The 25,905-nt window shown below is 34.9% G+C and carries 23 protein-coding genes; 20 read left to right on the forward strand and 3 right to left on the reverse strand.

The window, feature by feature from the left end; genetic code table 11:
* The first annotated feature begins 161 nt into the window (after positions 1-161).
* The 6 genes from F9279_RS03290 to F9279_RS03315 all read left to right on the forward strand — a co-directional run bounded on the left by F9279_RS03290 (position 162) and on the right by F9279_RS03315 (position 6,389).
* A complete protein-coding gene (locus tag F9279_RS03290) occupies positions 162-1,190 on the forward strand; it encodes a TFIIB-type zinc ribbon-containing protein (RefSeq protein WP_152111352.1) in 1,029 nt (342 codons plus the stop codon).
* Positions 1,187-2,011 carry a TPM domain-containing protein gene (locus tag F9279_RS03295; RefSeq protein ID WP_152111354.1) on the forward strand — a complete coding sequence of 275 codons (825 nt, stop codon included), beginning with the start codon at positions 1,187-1,189 and terminating at the stop codon, positions 2,009-2,011. The genes F9279_RS03290 and F9279_RS03295 overlap by 4 nt, the downstream gene beginning before the upstream one ends.
* Positions 2,012-2,046: 35 nt before the next feature.
* Positions 2,047-3,024, forward strand: a complete 978-nt coding sequence (locus F9279_RS03300) for an SPFH domain-containing protein (RefSeq protein WP_152111356.1) — start codon at positions 2,047-2,049, stop codon at positions 3,022-3,024.
* A gap of 428 nt (positions 3,025-3,452) precedes the next feature.
* Complete coding sequence (locus tag F9279_RS03305; RefSeq protein ID WP_152111358.1) at positions 3,453-4,391, forward strand: magnesium transporter CorA family protein; 939 nt, start codon at positions 3,453-3,455, stop codon at positions 4,389-4,391.
* A gap of 304 nt (positions 4,392-4,695) precedes the next feature.
* Positions 4,696-6,150, forward strand: a complete 1,455-nt coding sequence (locus F9279_RS03310) for an alpha-N-arabinofuranosidase (protein ID WP_152111359.1) — start codon at positions 4,696-4,698, stop codon at positions 6,148-6,150.
* A gap of 2 nt (positions 6,151-6,152) precedes the next feature.
* Positions 6,153-6,389: a DUF6171 family protein gene (locus tag F9279_RS03315; protein ID WP_152111360.1), complete on the forward strand. Its 237-nt coding sequence runs from the start codon at positions 6,153-6,155 to the stop codon at positions 6,387-6,389.
* Between the two features lie 83 nt (positions 6,390-6,472).
* On the opposite strand, the gene F9279_RS03320 is transcribed toward F9279_RS03315, so the two are convergent.
* A complete protein-coding gene (locus tag F9279_RS03320) occupies positions 6,473-7,381 on the reverse strand; it encodes a helix-turn-helix domain-containing protein (protein ID WP_152111361.1) in 909 nt (302 codons plus the stop codon).
* 124 nt (positions 7,382-7,505) lie between these two features.
* On the opposite strand from F9279_RS03320, the gene F9279_RS03325 reads away from it, so the two are divergent.
* From F9279_RS03325 to sspO, 14 genes are all read left to right on the forward strand, one after another.
* On the forward strand, positions 7,506-9,503 hold the full coding sequence (locus F9279_RS03325; protein ID WP_152111362.1) for a TIM-barrel domain-containing protein: 1,998 nt from the start codon (positions 7,506-7,508) through the stop codon (positions 9,501-9,503).
* A gap of 153 nt (positions 9,504-9,656) precedes the next feature.
* The gene (locus F9279_RS03330) at positions 9,657-10,145 is read left to right on the forward strand and encodes a sigma-70 family RNA polymerase sigma factor (protein WP_152111363.1); all 489 of its coding nucleotides are present in this window, start codon (positions 9,657-9,659) and stop codon (positions 10,143-10,145) included.
* An 18-nt stretch (positions 10,146-10,163) separates the two neighbouring features.
* The gene (locus F9279_RS03335; protein ID WP_152111364.1) at positions 10,164-11,183 is read left to right on the forward strand and encodes an anti-sigma factor; all 1,020 of its coding nucleotides are present in this window, start codon (positions 10,164-10,166) and stop codon (positions 11,181-11,183) included.
* Entirely contained in the window at positions 11,168-11,482 is a 315-nt protein-coding gene (locus F9279_RS03340; protein ID WP_152111365.1) for a hypothetical protein, read from the forward strand. The genes F9279_RS03335 and F9279_RS03340 overlap by 16 nt, the downstream gene beginning before the upstream one ends.
* A gap of 421 nt (positions 11,483-11,903) precedes the next feature.
* Positions 11,904-13,643 (forward strand): ABC transporter ATP-binding protein, encoded by a 1,740-nt coding sequence (locus F9279_RS03345; protein WP_152111366.1) that lies wholly within the window; start codon positions 11,904-11,906, stop codon positions 13,641-13,643.
* Entirely contained in the window at positions 13,640-15,442 is a 1,803-nt protein-coding gene (locus F9279_RS03350) for an ABC transporter ATP-binding protein (RefSeq protein WP_152111367.1), read from the forward strand. Before F9279_RS03345 ends, F9279_RS03350 begins: the two co-directional genes overlap by 4 nt.
* A gap of 106 nt (positions 15,443-15,548) precedes the next feature.
* Positions 15,549-16,640, forward strand: a complete 1,092-nt coding sequence (locus F9279_RS03355) for a threonine aldolase family protein (RefSeq protein ID WP_152111368.1) — start codon at positions 15,549-15,551, stop codon at positions 16,638-16,640.
* A gap of 6 nt (positions 16,641-16,646) precedes the next feature.
* A complete protein-coding gene (locus F9279_RS03360) occupies positions 16,647-17,063 on the forward strand; it encodes a GNAT family N-acetyltransferase (RefSeq protein WP_152111369.1) in 417 nt (138 codons plus the stop codon).
* Between the two features lie 133 nt (positions 17,064-17,196).
* A complete protein-coding gene (locus tag F9279_RS24935) occupies positions 17,197-17,373 on the forward strand; it encodes a hypothetical protein (protein WP_193224423.1) in 177 nt (58 codons plus the stop codon).
* 676 nt (positions 17,374-18,049) lie between these two features.
* Complete coding sequence (locus F9279_RS03365) at positions 18,050-20,122, forward strand: ABC transporter permease subunit (RefSeq protein ID WP_152111370.1); 2,073 nt, start codon at positions 18,050-18,052, stop codon at positions 20,120-20,122.
* Positions 20,097-20,594, forward strand: coding sequence for a GNAT family N-acetyltransferase (locus tag F9279_RS03370; protein WP_152111371.1), 498 nt, complete (start codon positions 20,097-20,099; stop codon positions 20,592-20,594). Before F9279_RS03365 ends, F9279_RS03370 begins: the two co-directional genes overlap by 26 nt.
* A gap of 386 nt (positions 20,595-20,980) precedes the next feature.
* Positions 20,981-22,780, forward strand: a complete 1,800-nt coding sequence (locus F9279_RS03375) for a methyl-accepting chemotaxis protein (protein WP_226793169.1) — start codon at positions 20,981-20,983, stop codon at positions 22,778-22,780.
* Positions 22,781-22,959: 179 nt separating this feature from the next.
* Positions 22,960-24,177, forward strand: a complete 1,218-nt coding sequence (locus F9279_RS03380; protein ID WP_152111373.1) for an MFS transporter — start codon at positions 22,960-22,962, stop codon at positions 24,175-24,177.
* Between the two features lie 104 nt (positions 24,178-24,281).
* Positions 24,282-24,419 (forward strand): small acid-soluble spore protein O, encoded by a 138-nt coding sequence (sspO, locus tag F9279_RS03385; RefSeq protein WP_152111374.1) that lies wholly within the window; start codon positions 24,282-24,284, stop codon positions 24,417-24,419.
* A 29-nt stretch (positions 24,420-24,448) separates the two neighbouring features.
* On the opposite strand, the gene F9279_RS03390 is transcribed toward sspO, so the two are convergent.
* Positions 24,449-24,652, reverse strand: a complete 204-nt coding sequence (locus F9279_RS03390; protein ID WP_226793172.1) for an aspartyl-phosphate phosphatase Spo0E family protein — start codon at positions 24,650-24,652, stop codon at positions 24,449-24,451.
* A gap of 79 nt (positions 24,653-24,731) precedes the next feature.
* Positions 24,732-25,727, reverse strand: a complete 996-nt coding sequence (locus F9279_RS03395) for an LLM class flavin-dependent oxidoreductase (protein ID WP_152111375.1) — start codon at positions 25,725-25,727, stop codon at positions 24,732-24,734.
* Positions 25,728-25,905 lie beyond the last annotated feature (178 nt).

The raw sequence follows: 25,905 nt of genomic DNA on the forward strand, positions 1-25,905 counted from the left end.
CTTAGCCAGTATTTACCCGTTATTACATGAATTAATCATAGATATTCCCCTTAAGGATGTTAAATAGGAATTTAGGTGAAACTTTTAGAGAGATTAGGTAGTATATATAGATAATGAATGGAAACCGAAAAATAATCAGCAATTATAAAGAGGTGTAACATGTGATTCTTCATTATAAATGTCCAAACTGCGGCGGAGATATGAGCTTTGATGCTAATTCAGGAGAGTTATCCTGTGCCAGTTGTGGAAATAAAGAAAATATCGAAACTTATCCTGAAAATCTCTTATCTATTACCTTTGAAGAAGAAGAGGTTCAAGAATATCATTGTGAAAACTGTGGAGCAGCCTTAATAACAGATGCAAATACAACAGCCACTAATTGTAGTTTTTGTGGAGCTGGTGTTGTCCTTGCAGATCGTGTATCAGGTAGTCTTGCACCAAGAAAAGTCATTCCTTTTACAATAAGTAAAGAAGATGCAATGAATGCTTTTAAAAAATGGTGTAAGAAGGGCCTGCTCACTCCAAAAGGATTTATGAATGCAGACCGAATAAAAAGTATTACAGGTATCTATGTACCATTCTGGTTGTTTGATATAAATAGCAAGGTTGATGTGACGGCTATCTGTACAAAGGTTAGAACCTATACTAGTGGAGATTATATTTATACAGAAACAAGCTACTTTGAGGCATTTCGCGAAATAAATCTTGATTATTTAAAAATTCCAGTTGATGCTTCGGAAAAAATGAACGATGAATTGATGGATAAATTAGAGCCATTTCCTTATGAGCAGCTGAAAGATTTTAAAACTCCTTATCTTGCGGGATATATAGCAGAGAAATATCAGTATACAGATGATGAACTACTTCCTAGAGCAAAAACGAAAATTGGTGATTATGTAGATTCCTTTGTACACTCTACGTTTGCTGGCTATCAATCTATTAATTATCGTAACAAAGATGTAGATACAAGGATAAAAAATAGTGATTATGTATTATTGCCTGTATGGATGGTTAGCTATGATTTCGATAGCCAAGAACATATTTTTGCTATGAATGGTCAGACTGGTAAGGTTGTAGGAAAGCCACCAATCAGTAAAGGAAAAGTATTATCATGGTTCAGCGGAATTGCAGCAGGGACTTTTCTAGGGTTAAAATGTATCGCTTACTTTATGGGAGGTGGATTTTGGTGAGAAACTGGCTAAAATTTATTGTTATCTCCTGCTTAACTATCTTCATTCTCTTTATTGGAATAAGTCAGTCAGTAAAAGCGGTTTCCGATAACCAAAAGCAATACATTTATGACGATGCAAAGCTACTGACAGAGGAAGAAAAAGGAGAGTTAGAAAGCTTAGCAATAGAACTAGGAGAAGAATCAGAAACAGCGTATTTGGTGCTTACTTCAAACGGTACAGATGGAAAAGATATTGTACAATATGTAGAGGACTTTTATGATGAAAATGCTCCAGGATATGACCAGCCTTTTGGGAATACAGCTATTCTTGCTATAGATATGGAAAGCAGAGAGATATATTTGGCTGGGTTTAAAAAGGCAGAGGAATACTTGGATGATTATACTCTTGATTCTATTAAAGAAGAAATTACACCTGAATTATCAGACGGAAATTATTTTCAGGCATTTTCTATCTTTATGGAAGAGTCACATGATTATATACTAGCTGGTCCGAATACGGAAGATGGCTATGCTAACTCTTCCAATTCGACAGAGGGAGAGACAGAGAATATCTTCTATAACTGGATATTTCAGCTAGTCTTAGCTATCGTTTTTGCCAGTATTGTAGTTATACTCATGGTAGCTCAATCTGGAGGAAAAGTAACAGTAAGTGGAAATACGTATATGGATAACCGAAATTCTAAGATCTTGAATAGATATGATCGATTTACACACAAGACCGTGACGAAAGTCAAAAAACCTGAAAACAATAATTCTGGGGGTGGAGGCGGAATAACCGGTGGTGGTCACTCCCATAGTGGAAGTCGTGGCAGTTTTTAGTGCAGTTTAGCTAAACAGGAAAGGAGAAAAAAAGTATGAGTTTTTTTAGAAATCAATTTGCCAATGTAGTCGAATGGGAAGAATTTAGAGACGATGTTATTTTTTATAAATGGAAGAATCGCGAAATAAAAAGAGGAAGTAAATTAATACTACGCCCAGGTCAAGATGCTATCTTCTTAAATAATGGAAATATCGAAGGAGTATTCCAGGATGATGGAGAGTATGATATTGAATCTGAAATTGTCCCATTTCTGTCAACATTAAAAGGATTTAAGTTTGGCTTTAATAGTGGAATGCGAGTAGAAGTATTATTTGTTAATACAAAGGAATTTGTCGTTAAGTGGGGTACGAAGAATGCTATTAATATACCTACATTAGGACTTCCAGGTGGGATGCCAATTAGAGCTAACGGTACTTTCCAATTTAAAATTAATGATTATGTTTCTTTAATTGATAAAGTGGCAGGAATCAAAGATCAATATTTAGTAGAAGATGTGAAGATTAGAATCATTGCTGTTCTCGATCAACTTTTAATGAAATGGATTGTGACAGAAGGGAAGGATATGTTCAATCTACAGGCAAATGCATTCGATATTGCCAAAGGAATCAAGGAAGATTTAGATGTACAGATCGTGGATAGTGGTATTACTATTACTGGCTTCCAAATTATGAGCTTTAGTTACCCAAAAGAAGTGCAAGACATGATCAATAAAAATGCGTCCCATGGGATGGTGGGAAATATAGACCGCTATCAACAAATATCCATGATTGATGGCATGTCTTCAGGAAAAATGGCAGGAGGAAGCGCTGCATCTGATATGGCAGGTATGGCTATGGGAATGAATTATGCCAACAAAATGATGGAGAAGATGGATAAACAGCCAACTCAAGACGTAAAGGTCTCACAACCAGCAAAAAACGAGAGTAAAGATAAACCCAATTTCTGTCCTAATTGTGGAACAAAAGTAGGAGAAGGAAATTTCTGTTCTAATTGCGGGCAAAAGTTGGTATAAGATTAAATGGAGTCTAAATTTTACGTATTACCATTAATCAGAAACTCGGAACTGGTATCACTTTAATTTTATGCCTACTAGTTAATTAAGAAATAAATTTGTCAGTCCACCATTAGAAGAGCTATTAGGAGAATGATTATCATCATCCAATTCAAGGACATGTGTAAATACCTGAATTGGATAATTTTTTTATCACCATTTTCGTTTACAAGTACTACATTATAAAGTAGTATGTAGTAGATTTAGAGAATCGTTAAAGGAGTTGAATTTTTATGAGTACTCGAAAGTGTAGCGAACCAGAACCAGAACCCAGGGCGAATAAAGAGGAAGTCATGAATAAACCTTTCCTCCAAAGTTTGAATACTGATAAAGATTCAACTTTACCTGGCAGAGATTTTTGACTTCCTCTACTTAGAGGAGGTAACAACATGTTAAATATTTATTTATCTAATGCAGAAGGATGCTTGAACGAAATAACAGAGTTAAGAAATGGTTGTTGGGTGAACTTAATTGCTCCAAATGAACAAGAAATAAATCAAGTGGCACTAGGACTAGATATTCCTATTGAATTTCTGAAAGATCCACTTGATGAAGAAGAAAGATCAAGAATTGAAAAAGATGGCGATAATGTGTTAATTATCGTAAACGTGCCTATTGTTACACTAGATGAAAAGAAAAATCCTATTTATGACACGATTCCTTTAGGGATGATTATTACTAAAAATTGCTTTGTTACGGTATGTTTAAAAGATAATCCTATCTTTCATGTTTTTGCAGAGGGAAGAATGAAGAACTTCCATACGTATAAGAAAACAAGATTTGCTTTACAAATTCTTTATTCAATGGCAACTGCTTATTTACGCAATTTAAAGCAAATTAGTAAGAAAACAGATATGATAGAAAAAGAACTGCATCAATCCATGAAAAATAAGGAGCTTTTCTCTTTACTTAATATTGAAAAAAGCTTAGTGTATTTTACTACTTCCCTGAAGTCAAATAACATTGTGATGCAGAAGATGATGAAAAGTAATTATTTAAAGATGTATGAAGATGATCAAGAGCTTTTAGAGGATGTTATTATTGAAAATCAGCAAGCAATTGAAATGGCTGAAACGCATATGTCTATCCTTAGTGGCATGATGGATGCCTTTGCTTCTGTCATTTCCAATAATGTAAACATTGTAATGAAGTTTTTAACGTCAATTACGATTATTTTGTCCTTACCTACTATGGTAGCAAGCTTTTATGGTATGAATGTTGATATTCCATTCCAAAGCCATCCATATTCCTTTGTTTTCGCCATTATGCTTTCTTTCTTACTTTCAGGAGTAACAGCCATAGTGTTTTGGAAAAAAAGATTTTTTTGAAGCGATATGAAGCTCTTCCTACAATAGGAGGAGCTTTTTGTTGTTTTATAATTGGGAAATAATAATAGAGTGATTAAGTTAACTGAAATGTTAATTGAAATCAGTAAAATTTATGTAAAATTTATAAAGGTATTATTGACAGCGATTACATAATGGGATATATTTGACTTATTGTTAATGAATGTAAACGTTTTTATTAAGGAGGGAAACTTGCACCATTGGTAATTTAATGAATGAATAGATCATTCTATGTACACTAGGAACCTATTACTTTAATAAAAAAGGATAAATGGAGGAGTTACATATGAAGGTTAATTTATTACTAGATAAACAAGGGCCAACAATTAGTAAACACATTTATGGTCAATTTGCAGAACATCTTGGACGTTGTATTTATGAAGGTGTTTGGGTTGGAGAAGACTCTGATATCCCTAATGTTAATGGAATTAGACAAGATGTGGTGGAGGCATTAAAACATATTAAAGTACCAGTTGTTCGATGGCCAGGTGGATGTTTTGCCGATGAGTATCATTGGAAAGATGGAATAGGCCCTAGTGAAAACCGAAGCACTATTGTCAATACCCATTGGGGCGGCGTAACAGAGAATAATCACTTTGGAACACATGAATTTTTTGAGCTTATTCGTCAGTTAGACTGTGAAGCATATATTAATGGAAATGTTGGAAGTGGAACGGTTCAAGAAATGCAAGAATGGGTAGAATACATGACCATGAACGGGGAATCTCCAATGGCTAACTTGCGTAGAGCAAATGGCCAAGAGGAAGCTTGGAAAGTAGAATTCTTTGGTGTTGGAAATGAATCTTGGGGTTGTGGTGGAAACATGCGACCTGAATACTATGCAGACCTTTACCGTAGATATCAAACGTATGTGCGTAAATATGGGGAGCATAATATTTATAAAATTGCTTGTGGTCCAAACGTTGCTGACTATAACTGGACAGAGGTATTAATGAAAAATGCTGCCCAATTTATGGATGGCTTAAGTCTTCATCATTATTCTCTTCCATCCAAAGTTTGGCAAGAAAATAAAGGAAGTGCATTAGATTTCCCAGAGAGTGAGTGGTATTCCGTATTAGAGCATGCTGCTTATATGGATGAACTTATTACGAAGCACAGTACAATCATGGATAAATATGATCCTGAAAAACGTGTGGGCTTAATAGTTGATGAATGGGGTGCTTGGTATAATGTTGAACCTGGAACAAACCCAGGATTTTTATATCAACAAAATACTATTCGTGATGCTATGATTGCTGCGATTAGCTTGAATATTTTCCATAAGCATGCAGACAGAGTTCATATGACAAATATTGCTCAAATGGTGAACGTACTACAAGCCATGCTGTTAACTGAGGGAGAAAAAATGATAAAAACGCCAACTTATCATGTATTTGACCTTTATAAAAATCATCAGGATGCAGAGCTAGTAGATTCATATGGAAATGCAGAAGAGCATGTAACATATACAGCTTCTAAAAAAGATGGAAAATTAACGGTTTCTCTAGCTAACTATGATTTAACAGAGACTCGTGAAATTACCCTTTCAAAAAATACTGGAGAATTTACTGTATTAGAAGCCGCATATATTACGGCAGACTCAATGAATGCTCATAACACATTTGAACAACCAGAAGTGATTTCAACGAAAGAGTTTACTAGTTATGTAGCAGATCAAGGTACATTAAAAGTTACGTTACCTCCAATGAGTGTAGCGAGCATTGTAACGAAGGAAGACTAAAAATGGCTTGTCTTGGTTGTGAAATCAAGGAAAAAGCTAGTCAAATGAATGTGGATTTACTCGTGAAAGAACAATTAGCATTAGAAATGGATCTAGCGGAAGATGTTCTTAAAGAAAAGCGAATAGATATTTGCGAGGAATGTGAACATTTGAATCAGCATACATGTAGTAAATGTGGTTGTTTTGTTCTTTTTCGTGCAAGTTTGAATTATAAAAGCTGTCCTATAAAGAAATGGTAACGTTTATTTAATAAAAAACTTATGTCTATTTGATAAGTAGCCCCCATAGTGAGAGAAGTTATCTCACTATGGGGGCTATTAATCTATGTTTTCCTAGCTTGATAACTTTTGCTTTGTTTCTGTTCTTTTCTAAAATTCCTTGGTGACAAATTTAATACAGACTTAAAGGCGATGGTAAAATAATTGCTACTATCAAAGCCAACTTCATAAGCGATATCGGTAATTTTTTTATCAGTTGTTAATAGCAACTCAACTGATCGATGAATACGGTATTTTTTTAAGAAATTTATTGGTGTATCGCGGAAGTTTTCTTTAAAGAAACGGCAGAACTGTTCTTTACTAAGATATAGTACGGAACTTAGCTCATCTAGTGTTAAAGGGGAAGCATAGTTTGCATCTATGTAATCTAATATTTTTTTCTGTCTTTCAATATTTTGCTCCAACCTTCTAGGGATGAATAGTGTCTTGGGTGGACTCTTAATAAAGTAGTAAAGAAGTTGTAAAAGTAGCCCTTTTATATATAGTTCGTCTTCTTCTGTCATTTCTACAAAACTAGCTGAAATTCCCTGTAATATTGGATAAACCTTTTCTTTTATTTCTTCCACATTCACTATATACGCTTGTTTGCTATGAAACAACGGATTTAATAACTGCTGTTGTATTCGATCATTGGTATAACTATGAATAAAATTTAGATGAAATACAATGGAGGTAAAGGAACAAGGCATATTCTTTACATGATAAGCACCATGTAGGCTATTTGGTGGTAGAAAAAGCATGACATTTTTATTTATGATGTCAGAAAAATTCTCCGTAATAACTTCCATTTCACCCTTTGTTACGAATAGTATTTCTGCTTCTTCATGCCAATGTTTATACAGCATAACATTCTGCTCTCCACTTTGCTCAGTGTGATAAATAGAGAAAGGAAATAACAAAGAACCATGTGATCTTCTTTCTCTTAAATTATCATCGACCATACTATTATTCACTTTTATTCCTCCTAAAGATGACAGGATTCTAATAAAATACAGACACTATATTAAATATTTGCGGAAAAATACTATATATAATAATAGTAAGTGCTTACAAATATGAATACAAGGGGAATTGTTAATGACCTATTTTAAAAGAGAAAATGAAAAACTAATTTGTAAACAAAACGGTGAAACAATTCAAATTGAGCCATGGGGAGAAAATAGTTTACGTGTTAGATCGCGAAAAATGGGGCCGATCCTTCAAACAGATTTTGCTCTTTTACCACCAAAAAATCGACAAGTACAAATAGATATAAAAGATAAGGTGGCATGGATTCGTAATGGGAAAATTCGAGCAGAAGTTAATCTAGATAATTGGGGTAATCATGTGAATATTCGTTTTTACAATCAAAAGGGGGAATTATTACTAAAAGAGATTGATAGAGGTGGTGCTCTTGACAGAAATGCTAGAAAATTCAAACCAATAATCGGAGGAGATTATCAGTTATCTATATTATTTGAATCTAATCCAATAGAGAAAATTTATGGAATGGGTCAATATCAAATGAATCGTATGAATCTTAAAGGTTGTAGTCTTGAACTTGCACATAGAAATTCACAAGCAAGTATACCCTTTTATGTATCAAGTTTAGGATATGGTTTCTTTTGGCACAATCCTGCCATTGGAAAAGTGCATTTTGGTCTAAATGAAACAGAATGGCTATCCGAGAGTTCCAAGCAATTAGATTACTGGATAACCTCTGGTGATAGTCCTGCTGAAATAGTAAAAGAATACGGAGAGGCTACAGGTAAAGTTCCAATGATGCCAGAATACGGACTTGGATTCTGGCAGTGTAAACTTCGATATTCTACACAAGAGGAATTATTGAGTGTAGCAAGAGAATATAAAGCTAGAAAGCTACCGATTGATGTTATTGTTATTGATTTCTTTCACTGGCCACAAATGGGCGATTTTCGATTTAATGAAGAATTTTTTCCAGATCCTAAAGCAATGACGGAGGAATTAAAAGAATTAGGAATTGAACTGATGGTTTCTATTTGGCCACAAATAGCATTAGAGAGTGAAAACTACGAAGAGATGAAACAAAAAGGCCTTCTTGTAAGCAGTGAACATGGTGTTGATGTACAAATGCAATTTGGTGGAGATAGTGTTTTTTTTGATGCGACAAATCCGGACTCGAGAGACTATGTATGGAATAAGTGTAAGGATAATTATTATCAATATGGTATTAAAATATTCTGGTTGGATGAAGCAGAGCCTGAATATAAAACATATGATTTTAGTAATTATCGTTATTATGAAGGAACTAATTTACAAATTGGAAATATGTATCCTCAAAAATTTTCTCAAACTTTTTATGAGGGACAAACGAAAGCAGGACAAGAGAATGTGGTGAATCTAGTTCGTTGTGCTTGGGCAGGAAGTCAGCGTTATGGTGCACTTGTTTGGTCAGGAGATATACATTCAAGTTATTCCGATTTTCGTAAGCAAATCTGTGCTGGGCTACATATGGGAATTGCAGGTATACCATGGTGGACTACTGATATTGGGGGATTTGGAGGTGGTGATCCAAAAGATCCAGATTTTAGGGACTTATTGGTGCGTTGGTTTCAATATGGTACATTTTGTCCAGTAATGAGGCTTCATGGCGACCGTTTTCCACAAAAAGAATTATATTCAAGCACTGGTCGAAAAGAAATGCATACAGGAGCGGCAAATGAAGTATGGAGTTTTGGAGAAGAGGTTTATGAAGTTTTAACTAAGTTTATGACAATAAGAGAAATGCTACGAGACTATACAAGAGGAGTAATGAAAGAAGCACATGAAAAAGGCTCTCCTGTTATTAGGACTTTATTCTATGAGTTTCCAGAAGATAAATTTACATGGGATATTGATGATCAATATATGTATGGTGAGGATATATTAGTTGCACCAATTGTGGAATTGAATTCAACAAAGAGGAACGTCTATTTACCAATAGGAGCTACTTGGATAAATGCTCATGATGGTAAAGCGTATCAAGGGGGAAAAAAATATATAGTAAATGCACCGATTAATACGCTACCCATTTTTTTAAGAGAAGGTAAACAAGGATTTTTAATAGGTGAGATTTAAGAGGTATGGTCAGTTCCTAATGGGATCTGGCTTTTTTTTATCAATAAATGAAAGAGGTCTTGGAGTAATAATTGGAAAATTATATAAAAGTTTTACATATGCTGCAACTTTTTTTACTCTTAATACGTGGTCTAGTTGAAGGGGGGAATGAAATTGGAGTTAGACGAAGCATACCTCATGTATGTGAATGAATTATATCGCTATCTATATTCCCTTTCAAAGGATCATCACACGGCAGAGGATTTAGTACAAGAGGCTTTCTTTCGCGCATATAAACAGCTAGATGAATATGACATTATTGATATAAAACCATGGCTGTATAAAGTGGCATATCACGCTTTTATTGACTATACAAGAAAACGAAAACGAATTGTTTTAAAAGATACGATAGTAGAAGAAGTAACCATCCAAACACCAGAAAGCAAAATAATGCATAAAGAAAGCTACACACAGCTCTTAGCTTATATTTATCAACTTTCCGAAAAAGAAGCAAATGCCATTATTCTATGCGATCTTCACCAATTACAGTATAAAGAAGCAGCTGCAGTGCTTAATCAGAAGGAAAATACCGTAAAAAGCCATGTGTTCCGAGGAAGGAAAAAATTGAATGCTCTTATTAAAAAAGCAGAAGCAAAGGAATAAGAAGGGAAAGGGAATTATATGACAAAAGATAATCATGAAGAAGAATCGAATGCTTATATGGATAAACTTCAAGAAGCGATGGAAGAAGAGGAAAAGAATGAACCACTATCTAAAAATGACCAGCATTTAATTGTAAAGAGAGGGAAAATAGAAGCTCGGTTTACAAATATTTTATACAGCCTGACAATTCTATTGCTGATTATTCCTGTATTAACGCTTGGTAGTTATATGTATTATGGAATTGGTGATAAGGCGAATCATTTAATTGAAGTGACAGAGAAGACTATATATATAACAAAACCGAATGTTAGTTTAGAAGAGATGGAGATTGATAGTAAAATTGGCTTTTTTAATATGGATTTGAATTATAGTTTGTATAAACGAGTTGGAAAGAATGATGTGAGAATTGGCGATTCAGAGGTGCATATTTCGTTAAGTGAACCAGATACTCCTGAAACGAATTTTATAACAGATATTCCGTTAACAGAGTTTCGTGATGAAGAGAAGGAAGTACTGATTCATCCTTCTAGAGGTTATAGTTTCAATCAACAATTTGCCGATTCTATCATAAAAGGCTTACCAGACGGAACTGTAATAGAAGCTTTTATTTCTTTAGATCAATTATATTCAGAGGAAGATTTAGTAAACCTATTTCCTAGTGGAATGGACTTAGTATGGTATGCAGTAGATACGGGAGTGGAAGAAAAGAATCTAAGTGCTGAAGGAGATTATATGTCTCCAATAGGATATCCAGCCCAAGAAGATCCGGATGCGTGGTCTCCTTATAATGATAATGACGTAAATAGTAAACAATTCATGGATAGTCTTTATTTTCTTGAAAAGAATGAGGCTACTGCAGAAATTATTGCTGAAAAGCCATTAGCTTTAAAAGAAAGAATTACTTATCTTGAGGAGAATGGTATTAAAATATACGGAGCAGTTGTAACAGGACCGAAAGAAGAAATTGTGAAACTACAGGAAAATAAGTTGGCAAAAGAAATAATGGTAGGGGAAGTGAGGTTATGGAATTGGTACTAAAAAAGAAAAAAAGAAGAGTAAGGCCATCCAAAAATAGTTGGGCTGGTTTACTTTCCTTTTGTTTTAGTCTTGTATCTCTAGTTGGAGTGAATATTAGCTTAATAGTAAAAGTGGATGTATTCCCAGAGTTTGTTTTCTTTCAACTTCCTACTATTTCTATAATTCTTGGCCTTCTTGGATTAGTATTAAAAGATAGAGCGAATACCTATGCAATAATAGGAATAATACTAAGTTTATTTATCTTTATCTTTTTCATTATGATGTTTGGTCTAGCATGGACCATAAATCCTAAGCCATAGGAAGTTAAATGTTAATATTCATAATTTATGGTTGAAAGTGTAACTGATAATGCTTGTCTATTAATTAATTTTGGTGGATGGATTAAGTAGAAAAGAGCTCACATCCCAAAGGAGCGTTTTTTTTGTTGGGAAAAGGGAAGAGAGAAGAGGTCTCATGTCCCAAAGGAGCGTTTTAAACAGAGAAAAGGAAGAGAGAAGGACTCTCACTTATTCAATCAACCAAATATATACATTTAATAAATAACCAAAATAAGTAACCAAACATTTTTATTATTATCAGCAGCAAAAAAGCTATCTCATCCAGATAGCTTTTTTTCATTTCAAAGAAAAAACCTTCTATTCCCGAAATTATTTTAACGAATAATAGTGAATATTTTCATTATTTATAATACAATAACTCTTTGTGGGGGGATGAGAAACAATGAACTTATTAAGAACTACTTTACAACATTTTAAACCATATTGGCGTCCACTTTTGCTAGCTTTGTTTTTTTCATTAGTAGGCGGTGCTTTCACCATTTTACCTCCAATTTTTGTCGGGAAATTGGTCGATGAGGTTCTTGGTAATCGAGAGCTTTCACTCGTATTATGGATTGTTTTTGGAGTACTGTTTTCCTATTTAGGCAAAGCCATCTTTGAATCCTTGCAGGAATATGTACAGGTGAAGATAGGCTTTGATGTTATTACGGATATGCAATTACGAGCATTTAGACGTCTTCATCGTACACCAATGTCATTTTTTACAAACACGCCTCGTGGAGATATGCTATATCGATTGACTCATGATGTAGAATCTATTCAAAATTTGAATAATACGGTGGTGCCACGTATCATTCAGCAAGTTATTAGTGCTATTGCAGCTTTTATTACTGTATTTGCTATTTACTGGCCAGCTGCTATTGTTATGTTTGGTGTATTTGCTATTTATATTTTTCCTTCGTTTAAGCTAGGCAGTACAATGCGCAGAATGAGTGCAATACAAAGGGACATGAGTGCAGATATGTATCAGCATTTACAGGAAAGTATTGAAAGTGTTCGATTAGTAAGAACCTATCAAACACAGAAGAATGAGATAGCTACACAAGAGAAAAAGCTTACCAATTGGAAAAATTACTCTATTCGAGCTGCATTAATTGGAAAAGTGAATTGGCGGTTAGGGAATCTTTTTAATATCGCAACACCTGGAGTGGTTATGTTGATTGGGGGATTATCCATCTGGCAAGGAAACATTACTATTGGGGTTCTTGTTTCTTGTTTAAACTTTATTCCCATCATGTTTCAACCAGTACGCTCACTAGCAGAGAATGCCTTAACGATTCAACAAGCTATTCCAGCACTGCAAAGAATATACGAATACTTTGATCTTCCAGAGGAGCATGAACAAAATCTACCAGTATTTGGCGAAGTAAAAGGAAAGATTGACTTACATAATATCTGGTTTAACTATCCTGGAAGTGATAAGCAAGTATTAAAAGGAATTTCTCTATCAGTAGAAGAAGGTAAGCATATTGGAATAGTTGGTACAAGTGGTGGAGGGAAAAGTACACTTATACAAATATTGTTAGGACTATATGAACCTAGTCAAGGAACTGTTGCTATTGATGATAAAAATTTATTCGAATATGATCGTAATAGTTTTAGAAGACAGGTTGGGGTTGTATCTCAAGAAACTTTTCTTCTGAATAGTAGTCTTCGCAATAATTTGTTATACGGTAAACCAAATGCTACCACAGAGGAGCTAGAACGAGCAGTAGAAGCTGCTGGTTTAAAAGAATTAATTGATTCCTTAGAGGATAAATATGAAACCATTGTGGGAGAAAGAGGATTAAAGCTTTCTGGAGGACAACGACAAAGAGTAGCACTTGCTAGAGCGATTCTACGTGAACCATCTATCCTTATATTTGATGAAGCCACCTCTTCTTTAGATGGAGAAACAGAAGAAAAGGTACAAGAATCTTTGGAACAATTAATTCCTGGTAGAACCACACTGACCATAGCACACCGATTGATTACAGTAAGAAAGGCAGATAAGATACTACTGTTAGACCAGGGAATGGTAGCTGAGGCAGGAACACATGAAGAATTACTAGCACTTAAAGGGAAATATTATCAATTATATAGAGCACAATATAGTGAGCTTGAAAAGGAGATGATCGGATGAAGAAAGAAACAATCTCCAATGAAAAGAAAATAGGTGATGGCAAAAGAGTCATTCAGTTCTTAATGCCATATAAAAAATGGGTTTTTGCAGATGCTGCCGTTATTGCCGTAAGTCAGGTTTTTTCCGCTTTAATACCTACGCTTGCACTTAGCTGGCTTGTTGATAGCATTATTCCAAGTGAAAACCATACATGGCTATGGGGGTTAATGTGGTTATTAGTACTATCAGCTGTGTTCGATTTAGTGATGATGGTTATTGATGAATATTTTTGTCACTATACAGCTAAATCAGTAACGAATTGGCAAAAACTTAGATTGTTTAGTCATTTACAAGTATTACCGTATTCTTTTTATCAAAATAATTCATCTGGAGAGCTGTTAGCGAGAGCATCAGATGATCCTGATACCCTACATAATTTTCTTGCATGGGAAGGCTCTACTTTCATGGCTAGTGCACAGGGGATGGTTATTTATAGCATTGTATTATTGTGGATTCATCCTTACTTAATGATAACTAGTGTGGTTCTTGGTGTCCTGTTCTACTTGGCATCTAATTATGTAGGAAAAAGAACAAGAGCTGCTTCTGCTGATGCTAGAAAAGAGGCTTCTCGTTATTTAGAAAGGTTAAGAGAATCTGTCACAGGTATTCATCTTTCTAGGGTAATGGGTGTTTCAGAAAGCGAAGTGGAAAGTGTAGTATCTATAAGAGATTCCTTTGTTCAGCACTCGTTAAAGGAATTAAAAGCAAGAATGCAATCAGTAGTAGTGATTGCTAGTTACAACGGATTTGCTTTAGGGATTGTCTATTTTATTAGTACTTTATTAATTTGGAATAATGGACTAACGAGTGGTCAAATGCTTACAGCAGGAGGCTTAGTCACTATTGCTGCTAATGAAATGCAGCGTTTATTGCGTAATTGGCTTTCTGTTAGAAGAACTGGCCCTGCTTTAGATCGTTCAGAAATTCTTCTTTCGGAGAAGACTTCAAAAGCAGAAACACAACAAGGAATCATTGGAAAACGCGCAGATGGCGATGTTCAATTAGAAAATGTGAGCTTCACTTATCCAGATAAAGAGGAAAGTGTACTAAAAGGAGTTTCTTTCACTATTAAGGCAGGGGAAAAAATAGCTTTAGTCGGTCCAAGTGGTTCAGGTAAATCTACCATCATTGACTTATTATTTAAACTATATGATACAACAACTGGTTCTATAAAAGTGGATGGTCGAGATACTGCTGAGTGGGATACAACTTGGCTACGAACACAAATGGCGATTGTAACACAGGATGTTCAGATGAGAAGTGGAACACTAGCAGATAATTTAAGAATTGGAAAGCCTGATGCCACCGAAGAAGAGTTATTGAAAGCATTGCATGACAGTGGATTAGATGATTTACTACAGTCTCTTCCAGAAGGCTTACATACGAAGGTAGGAGAAAGAGGAAGCCTATTATCTGGTGGCCAAAAGCAAAGACTTTCTTTAGCAAGAGCCATTCTAAAAGATGCTCCTATTCTAGTACTAGATGAAGCAAGCTCGGCACTTGATCCTATTACAGAAGCAAAAATAAATGAAGCTGTTCTAAAAGTAGGAAAGAAACAAACTATTTTTATTATCTCCCACCGTCTATCAACAGTTCTTTCAGCAGATCGTATTATTGTCTTAGAAAATGGTGTGATTATAGAAGAAGGAACTCATCAAGAGTTGTTGAAGAATAATAGAGGCGTATACTCTAGATTGTTTGCAAGAGAAGCTGAACTTGGCGAAGCAAGCATTCAGCAAAATCCACTTCCGATAATGTAGAGAGAAAAAAGCAGTAATTCGTGAGCAACGAGTTACTGTTTTTTAATAAAGGTTCTTTTATAAAAAAGGGGAGCAAAAATTTCAGAAAAAGATAGGGGATATAAAAATGATAGAAGAGTTAAGAACATCTTATAGTAAAACCAATTATCCGTTAGCTAATCATGGAAAACGAAATGTACAGGTTTTAAAAGAAGCTTTTGCAGAAATAGATGTACTTCAAGCAAGTGATATGTATGGGAAGGGAACTGTAATCGAAAGCCTTCAGGAGAAAATGGCTACACTGTTAGGTAAAGAAGAAGCAGTGTTTTTTCCAAGTGGTACAATGGCACAACAAATAGCACTAAGAATATGGTGTGATGAAAAAAAATCGAAAAAAGTAGCGTATCATCCTTTAAGTCATTTAGAAATTCATGAAGAAGATGGACTAAAGGAGCTACATGGGATACAATCCATTCTTTTAGCAGATGAAACGAGAGTAATAGAAATAAAAGATATTATGGAAATGGAAAAGGATATTGCATGTGTATTATTAGAGCTACCTCAAAGAGAAATTGGTGGGCAGCTTCCAAGTTATGAAACGCTAGAAGAGATAGCTGCATACTGCAAACAAGAAGGGATAAGCTTACATTTAGACGGAGCAAGACTATTAGAAATACTGCCTTATTATCAAAAAACTGCTGCAGAGCTATCAGCCTTATTTGATAGTGTATATCTCTCCTTTTATAAAGGAATAGGAGGTATTGCAGGTGCTATCCTTGCAGGAAATACAGATTTCATCAAGAAATCGAAAGTATGGAAAAGAAGGTATGGTGGAGATTTAATCAGCTTATATCCATACATACTATCTGCTGATTATTACTATGAAAAAAGAGCGCATAAAATGGCAAGCTATTATGAATCAGCTATAGAGCTTGCAAAGAAGTTTAATGAATGCGAGCATGTCCATACCCTTCCAATAGTGCCTGTAAGCAATATGTTTCACGTCCACTTTCATGGTAAGAAGGAAAACATAGAAGCCATAATTATAGATGCTCAAGAAAAAACAGGTGTTGGGATTACTAGCTATCTAAAGGAGTTAGAAGAGAATACTTACTCCTTTGAAATTAGTTTAGGTGATGCTTATGAGGAAGTACCAAAGAATAAATTAGAAGAAATGTTCGCCTTACTTAATAAGGGTTTGAAGAGATTGGAGGACTAATCTAATATGAAAATAGATCAACAATGGAATCAGAAAGATAGTGATTATATACGAAGTAAGATAGTAGAGTACAATATGAGTCAAATTCCAGAAAAGCTAAAAAGTGCATTTGAAAATGTTAGCTTTGTTGTTCGAGATGAGCAGGCTAAAATAGTTGCTGGAATTACAGGTCATACATTTTGGCACCATATGCATATCGATTATTTATGGATAGATGAAAGTGTGAGAAAAAGTGGATATGGAACCAAGCTTTTGACAGAAATGGAACAACTGGCAAAAGAAAAAGAATGTACCTTCATTTATCTAGACACATTCAGCTTTCAAGCTCCAGAATTCTACCTAAAACATGGTTACGAAGTATTTGGAAAACTAGATAATTTCGCAGAAGGTGTAGAGCAGTTCTTTTTCCAGAAAAGATTGTAAACAATTTTATTGCTTTTGTGGTCCTTAGTCACTACCCCCGCGCGGGTTTTCCATATATTGTATTACATCTAATAAACGGCTGTAACAATCTTTAACTACTTAAATACAGCTTTTAAATGTTGGTTCTAAATCTATGGGAAAGTGGTTCATAGAAGAGGTTTATGAACCAAAAAAGCAATTAAATCAAGGAAGAGTGGTTCTAAGAAGTAATCTAAGAACCAAAAAAGCAACCAAACCGAGCAGAAGTGGTTCCAAGAAGAAAGCTAAGAACCAAAAAAGCAACTCAACCGAGCAGAAGTGGTTCCAATAAGAGAGCTAAGAACCAAAAAAGCAACTCAACCGAGCAGAAGTGGTTCCAATAAGAGAGCTAAGAACCAAAAAAGCAACTCAACTGAGCAGAAGTGGTTCCAATAAGAGATCTAAGAACCAAAAAAGCAACCAAACCAAGCAGAAGTGGCTCCAAGAAGTAATCTAAGAACCAAAAAAGCAACCAAACCGAGCAGAAGTGGTTCCAATAAGAGATCTAAGAACCCAAAAAAGCACTCAACCAAGAGAAAGTGGTACCAAGAAGTGATCTAAGAACCAAAAAAGCAACCAAACCAAGCAGAAGTGGTACCAATAAGTAATCAAAGAACCAAAAAAGCAAATCAACCAAGCAGAAGTGGTTTCAATAAGTAATCAAAGAACCAAAAAAGCAACCAAACCGAGCAGAAGTGGTACCAAGAAGTAATCTAAGAACCAAAAAAGCAACCAAACTGAGCAGAAGTGGTACCAAGAAGTAATCTAAGAACCAAAAAAGCAACCAAACCAATCAGAAGTGGTTCCAATAAGTAATAATGGTCGGAAGTAGATCCCCATCTGCTTCCCTTCTATCTTTTAACATAATATTACGAAATGCGAAGAAATATATTGAATAGTAAACAATATATCCATATAATTTGAATTATAAAAATTTTTCGATAGATTATGAGAAAGGGAAGGTGAAAATGAAGAAAGCACTAACCATTATTACATACTATCTACTAGGACTTATTGCTATTTTATGCCTAAGTGTTTTTCCAAAATATGCTCTAAGTGATAGCCTTGAATCACAAGGATATTTTCAAATACTAGCATCCTTTATCACAGAAGAATTCATCAACCCAGACGCATGGGTATATTCCCTAAATGGAATAAATTCGAAGCCTATCATGGAAATTCTGTGGCCAGCATTTATCTATTCTATGGAAATATTAATAGGAGCATTAGTAGTAGGTTTTATCCTTGCTATTATCTTATCCATTTTTACTTTTTTTCTACCAAAATTTATCCTGCAACCTGTTAAAAGATTCCTAGATTTAATGGAGTCGATTCCAGATCTTATCATAGCCACCTTACTTCAAGCATTTGTCGTTTTTATTTATAAAAGCACAGGTGTAGAACTATTTGAAGTAGCAAGTTACTCTGATCAAGCTTACTTAGCGCCAATAATTACCTTAGCCATCTTACCTGCAGTTTCCCTTTTTAAAATAATGTTACTCATGATGGAAGAGGAATACTTAAAGGTATATGTAACATTTGCTAGAAGTAAAGGGGTTCATACCTTAGCTATATTACTGAAACATATTCTGCGTAACATTATTCCCATTTCTTTTCACCATATGAAGATTATTATTTGGGGAGCTCTTTCTAGTCAATTTATCATTGAACGATTGTTTAATGTACATGGCATCACTTATTTCCTAGTAGAAAGCTTTACGCCGATTACCATTGCTGTATCACTACTTCTAATCTTTACACCGTTTTTTGTATTTTTCCAACTAATAGAATGGGTGATGAAGGAAGAAGAAGGAGTGGTTAAGGATGTAAAGAGAGTAAACGGGAAAGAAAGATGGAGCAAGAAGAATATGCTAGCTTCTTTAAGAATTGTGTCTATTAATCTAGTAGAGACCTTTAGAAATATTTCATGGAGAAGATTTTCTGTACTAAAACCAATATTCAATATAGTGAAAACCTTTTTTTTACATATGAAAAACTGGAAATTTGCTTTAGGTAGTATTTTTTTCTTTGGTGTAATAGGATACAGCTTAGTTTATTCCTTTGTAACAGACAGTCATGTCGATCAAATGCGTCTATTTTATGCGGATGATGGAGTAACGCTTATATCCGCTATGCCTTTTGCCCCGACAGAGCCTTTTTTCTTTGGGTCTGATAAATTAGGATACAGTTTATTTGATCAGCTTGTTGTAGGAGCTAAATACACCCTGTTCTTTGCACTTCTAATTGCGTTTCTACGCGTTATAGGTGGCTTACTCTTTGGAATTCTATATTCCTTTTATTTAGACCGTGGTATACAGAAGTGGATTGCTAAACTAGCAGACTCTATTCATTTTATGCCATTAAGTTTAGTTGCTTATATTTTATTAACACCTATTCTCTTACCTAGTATGGAGGGATATACAAATAGCTTTACAGAACGAGTACTCTTAGAAACAGTCATCTTAACGATATTAGTTCTTCCTTTAACAACTGTACTAATAGGGAAGGAAATGAATCATGTATTAGAAAGTGAATTTATAACAAGTGCCAAAGTATTAGGAGGAAATAAGCTAACTCTATTCACTAGGCATGTTCTTCCTCATATTGGTGCTAGGTTAACGATTCTGTTCGGCCAACAGTTTATTCATGTATTATTGATATTTATGCACTTAGGGTTATTCAATTATTTCTTCGGAGGAACAAAAGTATCGCATGACCCAATGTTCCCAGATCCGCCGATGTCCTCTACGTATGAGTGGTCTGGATTGATAGGGCAAGTAGGCAGAACTACTCTATCTTCTGGTCAGTACTGGTATTTTTATATTTTAGCTGCTTTTATGATTACTATTTTTGCTATGCAACTCATTATTCAAGGAGTGAAAGAAATTCAACAAGTAAAAGTGGGGGTAACCTATAAATTACCAAGACTTCGCAAAAGTAAAAAGCTTAACAATCCACAAAAAGAAGACTATCAAATGTCTAAAGAAAGCTTTAAACAAACAAGGAGTGAATGGGATGGAGATCAGGGAATTACACCCTAAAGATGCTGAAATATATATAAATCTTAGGCTAGAAGCATTGCAAACAAATCCTGAAGCCTTTGGTTCTAGTTATGAAGAAGAAAAGGATTATCCTATAGAAAAAACAGAGTGGCGTTTAGGAGATGCTAGTGCTCATATGTTTGGGGCTTTTATAGATGGCAGACTAATAGGAATGGTTACTTTAATGAGAGAAGTAAAAAACAAGATGAAGCATCGAGCTAATATATATGCCGTTTATGTAACACCTAGCCAAAGAGGAAAAGGCGTTGCTAAACGGCTTATGGAAGCAGCTATTCGAAAAGCCAAAGAGTTAAAAGAAGTAGAGCAACTATATTTAACGGTCGTTTCTACTAATGAACCCGCAAAACGACTTTATCAATCATTAGGCTTTAGCACATATGGAGTGGATAGAAAAGCTATTAAAATCGCAGATGAATATTATGATGATGATTTGATGAGTTATTACTTTTAAGAGTATCCCTTTTTTATAGATAGAAGATCTCTGTTCATATATGAGACTTTCTATCTATTTTTTTGTAAATTATTATAATGGGAAAATAGTTTAACTGTAAAAAAGATGAAAAAAGTATGATTTTATTTGTAAATGAAATTGAATTATTCAGTAAATTCATATAAAATTGAAAAAAGAAAAGGAAAATATAGACTTGTTTTCAATAGATAGTAGTTCATTAGTTCTGTATTGTTTAGCATTAATGATTATTTCATTCGTTCTAAATTCCTAAAAAAGATAGGGAGGATAGAAGATAAAGGGAGCAAGAATTGCACTCATTTTTTTACTATTTTAATATACCCATTTAACGTTTAAATATGGGGAGTATCAGTAGGGGGGATTCAGTTTTGAGGAATTTCAATATAAAAAAAGCAAAAATAAATAAAAAGGAAAAAAGCAAAAAAGGGAAAGAGAAAAAGAATAAGCAACCGAATAGTCAAATAAATCGATTAAAATGGAGCAATGTTAATATTGGGTGGAAATACGGTCTTACACTAACACTTATCTTTATTCTTTTAGCTGCAACAACTATAATTGTTTCCTTTTTATTAAAAGATATCAGAAGTAATATTAATGAGTTAAATGATACGGATGAAAGAGCTTTGATTATTACCCAAATGGGATCCGTTACTAGAGAAAAAAGTATTATTATTTTAAATTATTTAGATTATCAGAATGAGACATATGTAGATAGCTACCAGGCTAATATGAAAAAGTTTGATGAATATACAAAACAAATTGAGAGTGGCATTCATTCCGAGGAAGCAAAAAAGCTTTATAACGAAATTATCCAACGAGACAAAAGTATGAATGAGTTATTCCTTGATGAAATTATACCTGCAGTAGAATCAAACGATCGTGTCAAAGTGAACTCATTAAGTATAAATAATTCCACGATTCGACAACGTACCACAACAGCATTGGATAATTTACAAGAAATAGTACAGAAATCAAGAACAGAAGCAGTGAATAATACGACTAAGAGTGCCGATGATGCTATTAGTACATTAGTTATTGATATGATTATTGCAATGATTTTAGGAACAGCTTTAGTTGTTATTATTAGCCGTGTTATTACAAAAAACCTAAAGAAAGTAGTAAAAGTCAGTGATCAGATTGCAAATGGAGATTTAACGGTTTCTGCAATTGATTATCAGGGCAAGGATGAGATAGGCAAATTAGCTCAATCCATGAATAAGATGAGTAAGAATTTACAGGTGGTTGTTCAGAAGATTTCTGATGTATCTGTTACGGTAAATCGCCAAAGTGAGGGGCTGTCACAATCCACTAATGAAGTGACAGCGGGTAGTCAGCAAATTGCAACAACGATGCAAGAGCTATCAGCAGGAGCGGAAAATCAAGCAAATACTGCAAGCAACCTAGCTGTATCGATGGATACTTTTTCAAGCAATATTGAAGGTGCTTATGGCAAAGGAGAGGTCATTTATCATTCTTCACATAAGGTATTGAAAATGACAACAGAAGGTAGTCAATTAATGGATTCTTCGATTAATCAAATGAATGTGATTGATCAAATCATGAAAGATGCTGTTCAAAAGGTAAATGGATTAGATGTTCAATCCCAGGAGATTTCCAAATTAGTATCTGTTATTAAAGGTATTGCAGAGCAAACTAACTTGTTAGCTTTAAATGCTGCCATAGAAGCTGCAAGAGCAGGAGAGCATGGTAGAGGGTTCGCTGTAGTAGCGGATGAGGTACGTAAGCTTGCTGAACAAGTTGCTTTTTCCGTTACAGATATTACTGGTATTGTAGGAAGTATTCAAAAAGAATCGAGCTCTGTCACGGACTCCCTACAAGGTGGCTATGAAGAAGTATTAAAAGGCACAGAGCAAATTAAATCGACAGGTCAAACATTTACTGGCATTCAGCATGCAGTAAATGAGATGGTAGATAGCATCCAAGTTGTTTCTGAAAACTTGGCATCTATTTTAGAAACAAGTAAAGAAATGAATAAAGCCATTGAAGACATTGCGGCTATCTCGGAAGAAGCTGCGGCAGGAATTGAGCAAACATCTGCGTCGGTTCAACAGACAAGTAGCTCCATGCTGGAACTAGCAGATAATTCTCATGAATTATCACGATTAGCAGAAGAATTAGATGGATTAGTGAAAGAATTTAAATATTAATAGAGGTGAGGGCAGTGGGAAGAAATCTTCTAACTGTCCTTTTTTTGTCTACAGTACATTATTCGGATAGTGAAAATTTCGGGTATTAAAATAAATTGCTCTATGTTATTATAAGAATATTAAAAAATATTATTAGCAAGCGATTTGTATTTGCTAATACAAATAGGAGAGCGATATAAATGGAAGTTTGGAAGCGGAATTTACTTGTTTTATGGATTGGGGTCTTTTTTACCTCAGCAGCCTTTAACATGGTAATTCCCTTTTTACCCATTTTTCTTCTCGAACTAAATGTTCATGAGCATACAGAATTATGGTCTGGTATTTTATTCAGTTCTGCCTTCTTTGCAGGTGCCTTTGCATCTCCATTTTGGGGGAGAATAGCTGATAAATATGGGCGAAAACCAATGATCATTCGTGCAGGCTTTGTCTTAGTAGTCGTTTATCTATTGGCAGCCTTTGTTACGAATCCCTACCAATTATTAGTACTTCGTATTTTACAAGGGCTATTATCTGGTTTTATACCAGGAGCAATAGCTTTAGTCGGTACCAATACTCCTACTGAGAAAACTGGCTACGCTTTATCCATGATTTCTACTGCTTCTGCAACAGGTGGTATTGTAGGACCCTTGCTTGGAGGAGTCATTTCGGAATTAGTGGGAAATCGTCTGTCCTTTGCAAGTGCAGGGATAATGGTTTTTATCGCCACTTTCTTAATTATCTTCTGGGTAAAAGAAGTGAACTTCACTCCCAATAAAGAAAAAGGCTCCGTTAGGAATGACATGAAAATAGCATTCTCCAATCGACCACTTATGTTTGTATTACTTCTTACCATCATTACATCTTGTTCTATTATGACGATTGAGCCGATACTCCCTTTATATATTGTAGAGGTAGGTGGTGCGGCAGATAAAGCATCCTTATTAGCAGGTGTTGTTTTCTCATTACCTGGTATTGCCAGCCTGATTATGGCACCATTCTGGGGGAAATGGGCAGATAAAAAAGGCTTTAATCGAGTGTTATTCATTGGATTATTTGGTGGTGCACTCGGAACCTTCGCTCAAGTAATCTTTAGTAATATTTGGGGATTTTCTATCACGCGCTTTATATTCGGATTATTCTTCTGTGCCGTATTCCCAGCACTAAACGGACTTGTTGTTAAATTCACAGAAGAGAGCTTTAGAGGAAGAGCATTTAGTCTTAACCAAACAGCAACTCAAAGTGGGGCCATGATTGGACCGCTTCTTGGAGGGGTTTTAGGAGGAATATTCCCTTCCCAGTCTGTATTCATCGTAACAGGTGTATTACTATTAGTCGCAACTGGCATCTTATATAGAAAAGGAGACGTTATTTCCCCTTCCTATAAGCAAAAAATTAAGTTAGTGACACATGGGAAATAAGAGAGAAAGGCAATGGGTTAATGTATTCGAACCTATTGCCTTTTTTTATCTATTTACATATCTTTCTTAAGATAATGAGAAACTAATTGCTGGAGGTGACAAGTATGACAAAAAACAAAAATAGCAATGCTAAGCAGGCCATACAAGGAGATCTGTCTAAGCAATATGACCATGAGTTTGCTAATGAACCACTAACAGCTGCTGAAAAGTTAAATAATAAAAAGTCGAAGAAAAGACAGTAATGAAGAAAGCAACCTAAAGAGCGTTATCTTTAGGTTGCTTTTTTTACCGCATTTAATTGTTGGTATTGGAATATTAAACGATCTAATTCCTCACTGATGGAAAGAACAGTATGGTTGGTCATACCCTTTTTTAAAGCAGCTGATACTAAGGTTTCTCGTAATGTATTAATTTGCTGTTGTAAGAGATATTTTTCGGACATATCCTCTTGTCTTGATAATGCTTTATTCCGCATAGAAGATATATGCTCCTTTTTTCCTTCAGTATAGGAAAATATCCTTAAATTTTCCTTAAGAATGGAAATTTTAAGCTTACTATTTAATCATTTCTTTAGCGAGTAGTCGGAAAACCTGTAGTCTACTTTCATGGTCATATTGGTTACTATTAATCATCGCTTCATCAAAGCCATACTTTTCTTGTTCTTCGTAAAGTGTTGTAGCAACAGAAGATGCAGTTCCTACAAGGTGAAGACGGCGATTACGTTCAATAATCATTTGATCCATTTCGGTTAATGGGAAATCTTTTGCTTCATTTGGTGGCAAGGTTTGTCTTAATGCACCTTTTGTTAAGAATAAACGGGACAAATCTATAGGCTTTGCTAAATATTCTGCTTCTTCCTTTGTGTCAGCTACAGTAGCAGCATAGGTTACTGTTATAAGTGGTTTTTCCATATATACAGATGGTACAAAGTGATGTTTATAGGTATCGACAATTTCTTTTGATAATTCACCGTTGAAAAACTGTGCAAAGGAATAACCAACACCCATCCTACCAGCACGAACTGCACTATTCCCAGTGGAGCCTAGTAGCCATGCTTCTGGCAATGGAACTTGATAAGGGGAGGTTATAAGGTTTTCATAAACCCTGTTACTTGGAGATTCATCATTAAGTAATTGCAGAATGGTCGCAAATTTTTCATATAAGTCACTAGGTCTATATGGACGTCCTTCCGCTAATGCCTGCATAGCTAGATGATCTCCACCAGGTGCTCTTCCTACTCCAAAGTCAATCCGTCCAGGAGCAAGGCCACTTAATGTTTTAAAAACCTCTGCTATTTTATATGGAGAATAGTGCATCATCATAATACCGCCAGTTCCAACGCGTAAGTTTTTGGTTTTTGCTGCAAGGAAGGCTGCAGTAATCTCTGGAGCAGAACTTGCAAGATTCTTGGTATTGTGATGCTCTGCCATCCACATACGGTAATATCCTAACTCATCAGCTAAAGTAGCCAATTCAACGGTATTCTTCAAGCTTTGGGCAGCTGTACTTCCTTTTGAGACTGGAGCTTGATCTAAAATACTAATTCTCATTAAAACCATTCATCCTCTCATTACTGTTTTATAGTGGTGTTAAAAAGTATAAAGTTTCCAGCCTATTATGTAAAATAAATGAACTTATCCTATAAAAGAAAGAAGGATAGCTAAATAGAAAAAAGTTCATATTGACACAGGAGTCCTTTTTCCTATAAAGTACATGAGTATGTTTTAA

The organism is Bacillus sp. B1-b2, from assembly GCF_009183415.1.
GTDB lineage: Bacteria > Bacillota > Bacilli > Bacillales > Cytobacillaceae > Niallia.